A 14,480-nucleotide genomic window follows, 5' to 3' on the forward strand; every position below is an offset into this window, starting at 1 on the left:
GGACGTGATTGGACATGACTGCTGAAACCCTTATTGCAAGCCTGCAACTCTCGGTGCCCGAGCTGATCCTCGCGATCGGCGCGCTGGTGCTGCTGATGGTCGGCGTCTTTTCGAGCGAACGATCCGCGTCGACGGTGACCGGGCTGTCGGTGGCCGTGCTGATCATCGCCGGGCTGTGGCTCGTGCTGAAGATCGGCAATGGCGAGGCCTATGCCGGCGCGTTCCTTTCGGACCCGTTCGCGAAGTTCATGAAGGTCCTGGCATTGATCGGTTCGATCACCGTGATGGTGATGACCGTCGGTCATGCCCGGTCAGCACAGATCGACCGTTTCGAGTTCCCGGTACTGCTGCTGCTTGCGACGCTCGGCATGCTGCTGATGATCTCGGCCAACGACCTGATCTCGCTTTATCTTTCGCTCGAGCTGCAGTCGCTCTCGCTCTACGTGGTGGCGGCGATCAACCGTGACAGCATCCGTTCGACGGAGGCCGGTCTCAAATATTTCGTTCTCGGCGCCCTTTCGTCGGGCATGTTGCTTTATGGCATGTCGCTCGTCTATGGCTTCACCGGCCATACCGGCTTCGAAGAGATTGCGGCGGCGCTGACGGCCGAGGGTCGTTCACTGGGCCTCGTCTTCGGGCTGGTATTCATCCTTGCCGGCCTCGCCTTCAAGATCTCCGCCGTTCCGTTCCATATGTGGACGCCGGACGTCTATGAAGGCGCACCGACACCGGTGACTGCCTTCTTTGCCGGCGCGCCGAAGGTTGCGGCCATGGCGATGCTCGTCCGCATCGTCATCGACGCCTTCGAACCGGTCGTCGCCGACTGGCAGCAGATCGTCGTCTTCATCTCGATCGCCTCCATGCTGCTCGGCTCCTTCGCTGCGATCGGCCAGCGCAACATTAAGCGGCTCATGGCCTATTCCTCGATCGGCCACATGGGCTATGCACTGGTGGGACTTGCTGCCGGGTCCATGGCCGGGGTGCGGGGCGTGATCCTCTACATGCTCATCTACATGGTCATGACGCTCGGCACCTTTGCCTGCATTCTCGCCATGCGCCGGAGGGACGGCGAGCACGTCGAGGGGATCGACGACCTCGCCGGCCTGTCGCAGACCAACCCGTTCATGGCGACCGTGCTGACGATCCTCATGTTCTCGCTTGCGGGGATCCCGCCGCTTGCCGGCTTTTTCGCCAAGTATTTCGTCTTCGTCGCGGCGATCGAGGCGCAACTCTATGCGCTGGCGATTATCGGTGTGCTCGCTTCGGTCGTGGGCGCGTATTATTACCTGCGCGTCATCAAGGTCATGTGGTTCGACGAGGCCAAGGGCGAGTTTGCCCGCACCGCCGGCGAATTGCGGCTGGTCTTCGGACTGTCCGGCCTCTTCGTGCTCGGCTACGTGCTGATCGGCGGTCCGCTTGGAAACGCCGCGGAAGCCGCGGCCCGGACTTTCTTTTGACCGGCGGACCAGCGGGCGGCCGGATTTCGCCTGACGATTTCCGGCATGTCTCGCTTGCGGAAACCGTCTCGACCAACAGCGAGTGCCTGACAAGGGCGCGGGAGGGTGATCCAGGCAATCTCTGGATCACTGCAACGCGCCAGACCGGGGGCAGGGGGCGGCGCGGCCGCGCCTGGTTCTCGGAGCCCGGCAATCTCTATGCATCGCTGCTCCTCATCGATCCGGCGCCGGTCGAAAGACTGCACTCGCTGCCGCTCGCTGCGGCGGTCGCCGTTCACCGGGCGATCCGGCGGGTAATGCCGCCGGGCTCGCCCGAGGTGGCGATCAAGTGGCCAAACGACATCCTCATCGACGGGCGGAAGACCTGCGGCATTCTCCTCGAAGGGGAGAGCCTGCCGGACGGACGCCACGCGCTGGTGATCGGCTGTGGCATCAACGTCGCAACCATGCCGGCGGAAGCGCTTTATCCGGTTACTTCGCTGCGCCAGGAGGGCGCGACGATCTCTCCTGAAGAGCTTTTTGCGCATCTCTTCGTGACGATGGCTGAGACGCTTGCCACTTGGGATCATGGCGCCGGCGTCGCATCGATCATCGCCGAGTGGCGCGCCGCGGCCAGGGGGGTCGGCGAGGCGATCACCGTCAACCTCCCCGATCGGTCGCTTTCCGGCCATTTTGTCGGTATTGATCAGGACGGCCGCTTGATACTCGACACGGGCTCGGGTGCGCCGCAGGCGATCGCGGCGGGGGACGTGTTTTTTCGGTTTAATGAGAAATAGAGGCGCATCAAGAAATGGCGCAGGACGAAGAATTGGTGTTCTTGCCGCTCGGCGGCGTCGGCGAAATCGGCATGAACCTCGGCCTTTACGGCTATGGCAAGCCGGGCAACCGCCAATGGATCATGGTCGATTGCGGCGTGACCTTTCCCGGGCCGGAGCTGCCGGGCGTCGAATTGGTGCTGCCCGATATCGGCTTCCTGGCGGAGGAACGGCGCAATCTGAAGGCGATCATCATCACGCACGCGCATGAGGACCATTATGGTGCGCTCAACGATCTGTGGCCCGGCCTGAACGTTCCCGTCTATGCTTCGCCCTTCACCGCCGGAATGCTGGAAGCCAAGCGCGACTTCGAGAAGAGCCGCGGCGAGATCCCGATCACGATCTTCAAGGCGGGCGATCGCATCAACATCGGCCCCTTCAGCATCGAGGCCGTCGGCGTCAATCATTCGATCCCGGAGCCGATGTCGCTGATCATCCGCACTCCGCTTGGCACTGTCGTGCATACGGGCGACTGGAAGATCGACCTCGAGCCTTCCTTGGGACCGATGACCAACGAGGGGCGCTTCCGCCAGATTGGCGAAGAAGGCGTGCTGGCGCTCGTCTGCGATTCGACCAATGCGCTACGCGACGGTGTATCGCCGTCCGAACGGGAGGTTTCGGAAAGTCTGGCGAAGATCATCGCGAACGCCGAGGGACGGGTCGGCATCACCACCTTCTCCTCAAACGTCGGACGCATCCGGTCGGTCGCGGAAGCGGCGGAGGCTGCTGGCCGCGATGTGCTGCTGCTCGGCAGTTCGATGAAGCGCGTCGTCGATGTCGCGAAGGACATCGGCATCATGGAGGGGCTGAGGCCGTTCCTGGCTGAGGACGAGTTCGGCTACATTCCGCGCGATAAGGTCGTCGTCATCCTGACGGGCAGTCAGGGGGAGCCGCGCGCGGCGCTTGCCAAGATCGCCCGCGACGAGATGCGCAATGTCGCGTTCTCAGCCGGCGACACGATCGTCTTCTCGTCGCGCACCATTCCCGGCAACGAAAAGGCGATCAACGACATCAAAAACGGCTTGATCGAGCAGGGCATCCACATCATCACCGACAGCGATGCGTTGGTGCATGTCTCCGGCCATCCGCGTCGCAACGAACTGCAGCAGATGTATCAATGGCTGAAGCCTGAGATCGTCGTGCCGGTGCACGGCGAGGCGGCGCATCTGACGGCGCATGCCGAGCTTGCGCTGCAGTCGGGCATCGGCAATGTGCCGAAGCTGCGCAACGGCCAAATTCTGCGGCTTGCGCCAGGCCCCGCTGAGGTCGTGGACGAGGCGCCGCATGGTCGCATTTACAAGGACGGGACTCTGATCGGCGATTTCGACGAGATGGGGATCGGCGAGCGTCGCAAGCTCTCCTTTGCCGGCCACGTCGCCGTCAATGTCGTGCTCGACAACCGCTATGATTTCCTGGGCGACCCAGATGTCGTTCCGATCGGCCTTCCCGAATATGACGACGAGGGCGAGGCGATGGACGACACGCTCTACGATGCGGTGCTGGGCGCGGTGGAGAGCATCCCGCGGGCGAAGCGGAAGGATCTGGCGATGCTGCAGGAAGCGGTTCGCCGCGCGGTGCGGAGCACGGCCAATCAGATCTGGGGTAAGAAACCGGTCGTGACGGTCTTTGTCACCAAAGTCTGATTTTTCATCGGCTTCCAGCGGTGTAAGCCTACAGCGCCGTGCGTCTCTTCAGACGCACAAAGGACGCTGTAGCACTTTGAATGCTGCATGTTTTTGTCCTTAAATCGGGTACGATTTAAGGAAACATGCAGTAGGGTTCTTGGATCGTCATCGATCCAAGAACCTGCAGCAGTTCGAAGCGCTACGACGATTCCTATGCGTCCGACTGCACCCGCAGCGCTACAGGGTGATACTGAAGGGTGGGAGGCTCGATGCTCGGAAGAGTGAACCATGTGGCGATCGCCGTGCCGGATCTGTCGTCCGCCGCCGAGAGCTATCGATCGACGCTCGGAGCCGTGGTGACAGAGCCGCAAGCGTTGCCAGAGCACGGCGTGACCGTGGTGTTCGTGACGCTTCCCAACACCAAGGTGGAATTGCTCGAGCCGCTCGGCGAGGCGTCGCCGATTGCGGCTTTCCTGGAGAAGAACCCGGCCGGCGGCATGCATCACATCTGCTACGAGGTTTTGGATATCATCGCCGCGCGCGATCGGTTGAAGCGGGCCGGGGCGCGCGTGCTCGGCGACGGCAATCCGAAGATCGGCGCGCATGGCAAACCGGTACTCTTCCTCCACCCCAAGGACTTCCAGGGGACCTTGATCGAACTCGAGGAGGTGTGACAGTCGGGCGCGGGGCGCATGTTTGCCGGGAAGCTCCCGCGGCGCTATAAGCCAACCCGGAACGTTTTGGAGCCTGGCTGCCGACATCCGACAGGCGGTGTGATCCGAACGCTTTTATGCGCGTCGCCGTACCTAATGCTGCACGGTTCGGGCCGACGTGCACTATCTTCGAGATCCCGGGATGTCTCTGTTTTCGATCTTTGCCATCTACTTCATCATCTGGTGGATCACCCTCTTCGCCGTATTGCCCTTCGGGGTACGCACGCAGGCCGAGGAGAACGACGTCGTGCCGGGAAGCACGGAGAGCGCTCCGGCGCGGTTTCGCGCGCTGCGCGTCGTGCTGCTGACGACGGTCATCGCCGCGTTCATCCATCTCTGCTGGTACGTCTTCTCGGTGAAGCTTGGCTACGGCATCGACGCCATACCCCGTTTCGCGCCGAGATTTTATTGAAGCGTGATGATCCACCGCGCGTTGCGCGCCGGGGCAAAAACCGTGCCAAGGAGCAAAAGCCCTTGCTTAAGGGGTGCCGCTGTGTGGCTCGCAACCGGAGGTGCAGGGCGGGGCGTCGACATCATATCCGCAGGCCGCACGCAGCGGTGGCCCATTCGTCACGGGGACGCCCACTTGACAGCCAAGGAATTGACATCTTCGCGCAACTGCTTCGCTGTGGAGCGAAGCGAAAAAAACCAAAAAAAAACAAGGCCAAAGCCTTGTTTTCAAAGTTTCGCGTGATCTTTAATCCGTTTCCGGCGGCAGCGAACGAGCGCGCCTAAGATCTTATCCTCCCAAGACTTGACCGCGAATTTCGACAAGAATTTGGTCTTCTTGCCTCTTTTGTGAGCCGAAATTAGCTCAAACATTAGGCCCTGTCATCTGGTTTTTTTGCATTTTTGCTACAGTCTGGCAAAATTTTCCCGTTGACAGGAAGCGCCTTCGTCCTGTTACTAACGTGCTCTTTTGACGCAGGCGATGCCCCCGTTTCCGTCCGGATATCCGCTCGCGTGTAGCTTTCTTGCCCTACAATGCCGCTTCCAGGAGCAGTCTCGATCGCTGCGTGATCCTGTTCAAAGGTCGACCATGATCTGAGGAACTATGGAGCGGCGGCAGGGTTTCCTTCCGCGCGCGAAGCAGTTATGAACGCTGAACTCGAAGGCTTCCCGCCGGCGGTGCCGTCGGGAAAATCAAGAGCCCTACTTCACAAGGTAACAGCCGCCTTCCCCTGGTCGCAGGGCGAAAAGGCCGGCCGAAGCACAACGTCATTTCGCCCGAATCCATCGATAGTGCGAGAGTCACCAGTTCTGGAACCTGCCATGCGCCTGTCCCGCTATTTCATGCCCATCTTGAAGGAAAATCCGAAGGAAGCGGAGATCGTTTCCCATCGTCTGATGCTGAGGACAGGCATGATCCGTCAGCAGTCGGCCGGCATCTATACCTGGCTGCCGCTCGGCAAGCGCGTGCTCGACAAGGTCAATGCGATCATTCGCGAAGAGCAGAACCGCTCCGGCGCCATCGAGCTCCTGATGCCGACGCTGCAATCGGCGGAGCTCTGGCAGGAGAGCGGGCGCTATGATGCCTATGGCAAGGAGATGCTGCGCATCAAGGACCGGCAGGATCGGCCGATGCTTTACGGTCCGACGAACGAGGAGATGATCACGGACGTCTTCCGTGCTTACGTGAAGTCCTATCGCGACCTGCCCCTCAATCTCTATCACATCCAGTTGAAGTTCCGCGACGAGATCCGTCCGCGCTTCGGTACCATGCGCTCGCGCGAGTTCCTGATGAAGGATGCCTACTCCTTCGACCTCGACCGGGAAGGGGCGGAGCATGCCTATAACCGGATGTTCGCCGCCTATCTGCGCACCTTCGATCGCATGGGCCTGCGCGCCATTCCGATGCGTGCCGATACCGGCCCGATCGGTGGAAACCTGAGCCACGAATTCATCATCCTCGCAGACACCGGCGAGTCCGAAGTCTTCTGCCACAAGGATTTTCTCGGCTTCGATATTCCGGGTGAGGACACGAATTTCGACGATGTCGCGGGCCTCAAGGCGATCTTCGACAAGTGGACCTCGCGCTATGCGGCGACTTCGGAAATGCACGACGAGGCTGCCTTCAATGCCGTTCCTGAAGGTGAACGCTTGTCGGCGCGCGGCATCGAGGTCGGTCACATCTTCTATTTCGGCACGAAATATTCCGAAGCCATGGGCGCCAAGGTGCTTGGGCCGGACGGCAAGGAACACACGGTGCATATGGGTTCCTACGGCATCGGGCCGACCCGTCTCGTGCCGGCGATCATCGAGGCGTCGCACGATGAAAACGGCATTATCTGGCCGAAGAGCATTGCGCCCTTCGATGTGGTCGTCATCAACATGAAAGCGGGCGATGCCGCTTGCGACGCGGCCTGCGGCACGCTCTACTCCGATCTCGGCAAGGCCGGATTCGACGTGCTTTTGGACGATACGGACGATCGAGCCGGCGCAAAATTCGCGACCGCCGATTTAATCGGCGTCCCGGTACAGGTCATCGTCGGACCGCGTTCGATTGCCAATGGCGAGGTCGAGGTGAAGGACCGCAAGACCGGCGCGCGCGAAACGATGACGGTTGAAGCCGCGATCAACAAGCTGATTGCGACGAAATAAGAGGCGAAGGTATCGAGATGACTGCGGCGACGGAAGAGCAAGTGCAGGCAGCCGCATCATCCGGCACTTCTTCCGGCCGTCCTTTTTCCGCTTTCGAGCGCATGGTCGCCTGGCGCTATCTGCGTTCGCGGCGAAAGGAAGCGTTCATCTCGGTTATCGCCGGCTTCTCCTTCATTGGCATCATGCTTGGCGTCGCAACGCTGATCATCGTCATGGCGGTGATGAACGGCTTCCGCACCGAGCTCATTTCGCGCATCCTCGGCATGAACGGCCATATGATCGTTCAGCCGCTGGATGGCCCGCTCACGGATTATGCCGATCTCGCCACAAAATTCTCGGCGGTTCCGGGCGTGACGATGGCCATCCCGTTGGTCGAGGGGCAAGTCCTCGCCCAAGGCTTCGGCGATGCCTCCACCGGCGCCCTCGTCCGCGGCATACGCGCGGACGACCTCATGAAGCTGAAATCCATCTCGGAGCACATCCAGTCCGGCGATCTCGTCGGCTTCGCCTCAGGCAGCGGTGTGGCGATCGGCTCACGCATGGCCGAGCAGCTGGGGCTTCGCGTCGGCGGCACAATCACGCTTACCTCGCCGAATGGCGACGTAACGCCGATGGGCATGAACCCGCGGGTCAAGGCCTATACAGTCTCGGCGATCTTCGAGATGGGCATGTCGGAGTATGACGCGACGATCATCTTCATGCCGCTCGAGGAAGCGCAGCTTTATTTCAACGCCGAAGGCCTCGTGCAATCGATCGAGATTTTCGCCGAGCATCCGGATGCGATCGATGCTTTGCGCAAGCCTGTCGAGGAGGCAGCCGGCCGGCAGATCTTCATCACCGATTGGCGCGACCGCAACAGGACCTTCTTCTCCGCGCTCGCGGTTGAGCGCAACGTGATGTTCATGATTCTGACGTTGATCGTGCTTGTGGCGGCCCTGAACATCGTTTCGGGGCTCATCATGCTCGTCAAGGACAAGGGCAGCGACATAGCTATCCTTAGGACCATGGGCGCGACTTCCGGCTCTGTGATGCGCATTTTCTTCATGACGGGCGCGGCAATCGGCGTCGCCGGAACGATCGCGGGCGTGACCCTCGGGATTGCCGTCTGCCTCAACATCGAATCGATCCGCCAGTTCTTCTCCTGGATCTCCGGGACGACGCTCTTCGATCCGGAACTCTACTTCCTGAGCCAGCTTCCGGCCGATATGAACGCCGACGAAACCGTCGCCGTCGTCGTCATGGCACTCGCACTTTCCTTCCTTGCCACGATCTTCCCCGCCTGGCGTGCCTCGCGCCTCGATCCGGTGCAGGCCCTGCGATACGAATAACAAGGACAACAGCTTAATGAATGCGCGCGTGGCACTGCAGCTTTCCGGCGTAGAGCGGCACTATGGCGAGGGCGAAACCTTCCTGCCGATCCTCAAAGGCGTCGATCTGACCTTGCGCAGCGGCGAGACGGTTGCCCTCGTCGCACCGTCCGGCACGGGAAAGTCGACTCTGCTTCACATCGCTGGCTTGCTCGAACATCCGGACGAGGGCGACGTGGTAGTCAATGGCGTAGCCTGCAACGGACTCAGCGACGACCAGCGTACCGCGATCCGCCGCAACGAGATCGGTTTCGTCTACCAATTTCACCATCTCTTGCCGGAATTCTCGGCACTCGAAAACATCATGATGCCGCAACTGATTGCCGGGCTCCCCAAGGCCGAGGCCGCGAAGCGGGCCGAGGCGCTCTTGGACTACATGCGCATCGGCCATCGCGCTGCGCATCGGCCGGGCGAGCTTTCCGGCGGCGAGCAGCAGCGTGTGGCAATCGCCCGAGCGGTGGCGAACGCGCCGTTGATCCTTCTCGCCGACGAACCCACGGGCAATCTCGATCCCGAAACCGCCGGCTATGTCTTCGAGGCGCTGGAAGCGCTGGCGCGCCAGTCGGGGCTCGCGGCGCTGATCGCCACCCACAATCACGAGCTCGCGGCGCTGATGGACCGCTGCGTGACGATCGAGGACGGGAAGATCGTCGAACTGCGGTAGTTTCGCGCGGGGTCGTGCCCTCGCGAGATCGGCCCCGATTTGAAATCGGCCCGGCCGGCTTTCGCCCGAACAGCACCTCAGGGAATGATGAGGCCGCCGCGGTAATCGAGCTCGTAGGCCTCCTCGCCATCGACGAAGATGATTTCTCGTCCGGAAAAATGCTCCGTTTCGCCGCGGCTGCTGTCGATGTAGCAACCATAGGCATGCTGGTATTCCATGCCGCCGAGGAAGTGGCCCTTCTCACGGTACATCGTCTGAAGCGCGGCCCTGATCACGGTGCCGGCTCTCTGCTCGTCGATCAGATCCGGACGGACGATGCGGCCGAAATAGTTCATCGCCCAGCACGGCTTGTCATGGTGCCAGACGGCTTCTTGGCCGGCAAAGTCTCTTCCGCCGAAATAGCTGTCGAGATAGCGCCACGCGCCGCGCTGATGGCCGATGTCGTGGGAGCCCTGCCTGGAAGCGGGCAACTTTGCGCCGTCACCGACATAGGTCTTTGACTTCGCCTCGACGATGAAGTCTGTCAGTTCCTCGATATTGATCATACGCGGTCCCTCGATTGCTTCTTGAGGATGCCGCAGCTCGGTCCGGTTGTAAAGAACAAATAGGGAACAAATCCGCCGTAGATCTATCCCGCGCCGCACGCCTTCTGGCCCATTTCGTCGCGCCAATCCTTCAAAAGAATGGTGGCGCCCTTCGAGGCAATCGGCTTGCCGTTCGTCGTTCCCTTGCCGTTCAGCACGTTGAAGTCGCACTGCAGGGTGTTCTCGGGGTCGAGCGTGTCGTAGGACGAAAAGGTGTAGCCGGCGACGACGAAGTCGCCATTGCCGTAAGCGATCGTCAGCTTCTGCTCCCAGCGCTCGCGGCCGACGGCGTCGTTGTGCGAGGTGATCTGTATCGAGCCGTTGAGCAGAGGGCTAATAGCAGGAGCCTGACCGTAAAGCTCGAATTGCCCCCAGACCTTGTCCGGTATTGCCGAGTTGAGCGTCAGTTTGCCGACATCGCTGTTGAGGTAGAGGTAAATGGCGTTGTCCTTGTCCTCGGCTGGCGCGACAAGGAGCGCCAGATCACTCGCGCCGTCCTTGTTCCAATCCCCTGTCGCGGCCGAGACGATTCGGGCAGGATCCAGTGCCTCGGCGGCAACTGCGAACGAGGGCAGCAGCAGGAAGAGGGCTGAAATCAGGCAACCTCGCATTTGTAGCTCCTTGCGAGAGGACATCACTGAGACCAGGGAGGGAAACGCGATCGTCTGGTCCCTATCTTGCGTCTCGATGTTTTGACGCGATTCGGACCGGGCTGCCATCGATGCATGTCTAGTAACGAGTGCGGGTATGATGAGAACAAAAGGCGTGCTGCATCGATTGAATGGAACGCGCTCCAAGAGCCAACGTGCACAAGTGGTGAAGCCGATATCCGGATGGTTGCATTAACCATAGCCGCTGAATAGCGGGTGTTGTATGCGCCCTTGCTTGACTATCGAACAAAAATGGAACAAAAAGGGAACAATAGCGAAAAGGAGACAAGTTATGGCTGATTTCGTTCGTGATCTTGCTGCCTTTGCATCGATGACCCTGTTCATTGCAAGCATTTCGGTGATCGCGCTCGGCTTGTGATCGGCGATGCGCCGGAGCTTCGACGAGCCGGCAAAAGCAACCGGCTGCAGCCCGTAAGACTGGACAGCGACGACGGGAAACGGGATATCCTGCGCACCGGACAGAATCGGAGTGCGGTGATGGTGAGCGACGAAGGCATGGGGCAGGGTGCTGCGGGTGTGGCGGATCCGCAATTCGTGCATCTGCGCGCGCATTCGGCATTCTCCCTGCTTGAAGGCGCGCTGCCACTGAAGAAGATCATCGGCAAGGCGGTTGCCGACGATCAGCCGGCGATCGGTATTGCCGACACCAACAACCTCTTCGCTGCGCTCGAATTTTCGCAGAAGGCGGCGGACGACGGATTGCAGCCGATCATAGGCTGCCAGCTTTCGATCGACATGGAGGACGAGCCGGATGGCGAGCGGCGCGGGCATGCGCAGCAATTCGCCAGGCTCCCGGCAATCGTCCTGATCGCCGGGACGGACGCGGGCTACACCCGGCTCGTCGATTTCGTCAGTCGCGCCTATCTCGAAGGCGAGGGGCATCAGGCGGCGCGGATCAAGCGCTCCTGGCTGGCTGAAGGCGGCACCGACGGGCTGATTGCCTTGACCGGTGCCGGCGGAGGCCCGGTCGACATGGCGCTGAAGACGGGCTCGCCAGCGCTGGCGGAGGCGCGGCTGAAGACATTCATCGAGCTTTTTGGCGATCGACTCTATGTCGAGCTGCAGCGGCACGGCAACTTCGACCGGCGTCACGAAAATCGCATGATCGATCTTGCTTACCGGCTCGACGTTCCGCTCGTGGCGACGAACGAAGCCTTCTTTCCCTCTACATCCGACTATGACGCCCATGACGCGTTGATGGCCGTCGCCCACAATGCCGTCGTTTCCGACGACAGCCGCTTCCGGCTGACACCCGACCACTATTTGAAGAGCCGCAAGGAGATGGCAGCCCTCTTTGCCGACCTGCCCGAGGCACTTGAAAATACGGTCGAGATCGCGCGGCGTTGCTCCTTCATGCTGAAGACACGCTCGCCGATCCTGCCGCGCTTCACCGGCGTATCGGACGACCCCGAGGAGGCCGAGCGGGCCGAGGCGGCGGAGCTTCGCCGACAGGCGGAGGAGGGACTCGAGGAGCGTCTCGCCAAGCTGGGCATGGCTCCCGGTTACAAGGAAGAGGATTATCGCGAGCGTCTGGCTTTCGAGCTCGGCGTCATCGAACGAATGAAGTTTCCGGGCTACTTCCTGATCGTTTCGGACTTCATCAAATGGGCCAAACAGCATGAGATCCCCGTCGGCCCGGGCCGCGGCTCGGGCGCGGGATCGCTGGTCGCCTACGCGCTGACGATCACCGACGTCGATCCGATGCGCTTCTCACTGCTGTTCGAGCGCTTCCTCAACCCGGAACGCGTCTCGATGCCCGACTTTGACATCGACTTCTGCCAGGACCGGCGCGAAGAGGTCATCCGCTATGTCCAGCAGAAATACGGCCGCGAGCAGGTAGCACAGATCATCACCTTCGGGTCGCTGCAGGCGCGTGCGGCACTACGCGATGTCGGCCGAGTGCTGGAAATGCCCTACGGCCAGGTCGACAAGATCTGCAAGCTGGTTCCGAACAATCCGGCCAATCCGACGCCGCTTTCGAAAGCAATCGAGGAAGAGCCGCGCCTGCAGGAGGAGGCGGAAAAGGAGCCGGTCGTCGCTCGCCTCCTCGATATTGCCCAGAAGATCGAGGGGCTCTACCGCCACGCCTCGACGCACGCCGCCGGCATCGTGATCGGCGACCGGCCGCTCTCGCAGCTCGTGCCGATGTACCGCGATCCGCGCTCGGACATGCCGGTCACCCAATTCAACATGAAATGGGTCGAGCAGGCCGGGCTCGTAAAATTCGACTTTCTCGGCTTGAAAACGCTGACGGTGCTGAAGACGGCCGTCGATTTCGTCGCCAAGCGCGGCATCGAGATCGATCTCGCGAGCATCCCGCTCGACGACGCGAAGACCTATGAGATTCTCTCCCGCGGCGAAACGGTCGGCGTCTTCCAGGTTGAAAGCGCCGGCATGCGCAAGGCGCTGATCGGCATGCGTCCGGACTGCATCGAGGACATCATCGCGCTGGTGGCGCTCTATCGTCCGGGTCCGATGGAGAACATCCCGGTCTACAATGCTCGCAAGCACGGCGAGGAAGAGATCGAATCGATCCATCCGAAGATCGACTATCTGCTCAAGGAGACTCAAGGCGTTATCGTCTACCAGGAGCAGGTGATGCAGATCGCCCAAGTGCTCTCGGGCTATTCGCTCGGCGAGGCCGACCTGTTGCGTCGCGCCATGGGCAAGAAGATCAAGGAGGAGATGGACAAGCAGCGCGCCCGCTTCGTCGAAGGCGCCGTCCAGAACGGCGTGTCGAAGCCGCAGGCCGATCTGATCTTCGATCTTCTGGCGAAGTTCGCCAACTACGGCTTCAACAAGTCGCATGCCGCCGCCTACGCCATCGTCTCCTATCAGACCGCCTATATGAAGGCGCACTATCCGGTCGAGTTCCTTGCGGCGTCGATGACGCTCGACATGTCCAACACGGAAAAGGTCAACGACTTCCGCCAGGACGCGAAGCGTCTCGGGATCCAGGTGATACCACCTTCTGTGCAGACCTCGTTCCGCCACTTCGAAACCGGCGACAACCGCATCTATTACTCGCTTGCCGCCATCAAGGGCGTTGGCGAGTCGGCTGTCGATCACATCGTTGCGGTTCGTGGCGACCGGCCCTTCGCGAGCCTCGAGGATTTCTGCCTCAGAATCGAGCCGAAGCTCCTGAACCGGCGCGTCTTCGAAAGCCTGATTGCCGCCGGCGCCTTCGACTGCTTCGGCTACGACCGGGCGGAGCTTATCGGCGGACTCGACCGTGTTCTTGGTTTCGCGCAGCGCGCGCAGGAAAACAAGCTGAGCGGCCAGAGCGACATGTTCGGCGCCGGTGCCGCGACCGGCCCCGAAAAGATCGCGCTGCCGCCCTATACGCCGTGGCTGGCTTCGGAGAAGCTGCACCGCGAGTTCCAGGTCCTCGGCTTCTATCTTTCCGCCCACCCGCTAGATACTTACAACAAGCTGCTCGATAAGATGCGCGTGCAGACATTCGCGGATTTCTCTGCAGCCGTGAAGCAGGGGGCGACGGCAGGCCGGCTCGCCGGAACGGTGACATCGAAGCAGGAGCGCAAGACCCGCACCGGCAACAAGATGGGCATCGTCGCCTTTTCCGACGCGTCCGGCCAGTTCGAAGCAGTGCTCTTTTCCGAGATGTTGAACCAGTATCGCGATCTGCTGGAGCCGGGCAAATCGCTGGTGATGACCGTGGATGCGGAGGAGCGGCCGGAAGGCATCGGCCTTCGTATCCGGACGTTGCGGTCTCTCGAAGAGGAATCGCTGCAAATGCAGAAGGCGCTGCGCGTCTATGTGCGCGACTCCGGCCCCTTGCGTTCAATCGCCTCGCATCTGAATACCAAAGGCGATGGGCTCGTTTCCTTCATCATCATCAAGGATCATGGGCAGCGGGAGATCGAAGTCGAGCTCAGCGAGAAATACCGCATTTCGCCGGAAATCGCCGCCGCCCTTCGCTCCGCACCCGGCGTGGTCGACGTCGAGCTTGTTTAGGCGGTGGT

Annotated in this window: 11 protein-coding genes; 9 read left to right on the forward strand and 2 right to left on the reverse strand. The window is 61.2% G+C overall.

From position 1 onward, the window contains the following. The first annotated feature begins 14 nt into the window (after positions 1 to 14). From nuoN to M728_RS05100, 8 genes are all read left to right on the forward strand, one after another. Positions 15 to 1,457, forward strand: coding sequence for an NADH-quinone oxidoreductase subunit NuoN (gene nuoN, locus M728_RS05065; protein ID WP_026619319.1), 1,443 nt, complete (start codon positions 15 to 17; stop codon positions 1,455 to 1,457). Then, on the forward strand, positions 1,454 to 2,233 hold the full coding sequence (locus M728_RS05070; protein WP_026619320.1) for a biotin--[acetyl-CoA-carboxylase] ligase: 780 nt from the start codon (positions 1,454 to 1,456) through the stop codon (positions 2,231 to 2,233). Before nuoN ends, M728_RS05070 begins: the two co-directional genes overlap by 4 nt. A 14-nt stretch (positions 2,234 to 2,247) precedes the next feature. Continuing rightward, the gene (locus M728_RS05075) at positions 2,248 to 3,915 is read left to right on the forward strand and encodes a ribonuclease J (protein ID WP_026619321.1); all 1,668 of its coding nucleotides are present in this window, start codon (positions 2,248 to 2,250) and stop codon (positions 3,913 to 3,915) included. A 251-nt stretch (positions 3,916 to 4,166) separates the two neighbouring features. Continuing rightward, positions 4,167 to 4,571 (forward strand): methylmalonyl-CoA epimerase, encoded by a 405-nt coding sequence (mce, locus tag M728_RS05080; RefSeq protein ID WP_026619322.1) that lies wholly within the window; start codon positions 4,167 to 4,169, stop codon positions 4,569 to 4,571. Positions 4,572 to 4,752: 181 nt separating this feature from the next. Next, complete coding sequence (locus tag M728_RS05085) at positions 4,753 to 5,022, forward strand: DUF1467 family protein (protein WP_026619323.1); 270 nt, start codon at positions 4,753 to 4,755, stop codon at positions 5,020 to 5,022. 860 nt (positions 5,023 to 5,882) lie between these two features. Continuing rightward, on the forward strand, positions 5,883 to 7,211 hold the full coding sequence (gene proS / locus M728_RS05090) for a proline--tRNA ligase (protein WP_026619324.1): 1,329 nt from the start codon (positions 5,883 to 5,885) through the stop codon (positions 7,209 to 7,211). A 17-nt stretch (positions 7,212 to 7,228) separates the two neighbouring features. Continuing rightward, complete coding sequence (locus M728_RS05095) at positions 7,229 to 8,539, forward strand: lipoprotein-releasing ABC transporter permease subunit (RefSeq protein ID WP_026619325.1); 1,311 nt, start codon at positions 7,229 to 7,231, stop codon at positions 8,537 to 8,539. 16 nt (positions 8,540 to 8,555) lie between these two features. Continuing rightward, positions 8,556 to 9,242, forward strand: a complete 687-nt coding sequence (locus tag M728_RS05100) for an ABC transporter ATP-binding protein (RefSeq protein ID WP_026619326.1) — start codon at positions 8,556 to 8,558, stop codon at positions 9,240 to 9,242. A 77-nt stretch (positions 9,243 to 9,319) separates the two neighbouring features. Here the strand turns inward: M728_RS05100 and M728_RS05105 are convergent, their stop codons facing one another. Both M728_RS05105 and M728_RS05110 read right to left on the reverse strand, forming a co-directional pair. Beyond that, on the reverse strand, positions 9,320 to 9,787 hold the full coding sequence (locus M728_RS05105) for a DUF5680 domain-containing protein (protein WP_026619327.1): 468 nt from the start codon (positions 9,785 to 9,787) through the stop codon (positions 9,320 to 9,322). A gap of 83 nt (positions 9,788 to 9,870) precedes the next feature. Next, positions 9,871 to 10,437 (reverse strand): hypothetical protein, encoded by a 567-nt coding sequence (locus M728_RS05110; RefSeq protein ID WP_026619328.1) that lies wholly within the window; start codon positions 10,435 to 10,437, stop codon positions 9,871 to 9,873. A gap of 537 nt (positions 10,438 to 10,974) precedes the next feature. Between M728_RS05110 and dnaE the strand changes: the two genes are divergently transcribed. After that, complete coding sequence (gene dnaE, locus M728_RS05115; RefSeq protein ID WP_026619329.1) at positions 10,975 to 14,472, forward strand: DNA polymerase III subunit alpha; 3,498 nt, start codon at positions 10,975 to 10,977, stop codon at positions 14,470 to 14,472. The last annotated feature ends 8 nt before the right edge of the window (positions 14,473 to 14,480 follow it).

This window comes from Ensifer sp. WSM1721 (genome assembly GCF_000513895.2).
GTDB lineage: Bacteria > Pseudomonadota > Alphaproteobacteria > Rhizobiales > Rhizobiaceae > Sinorhizobium.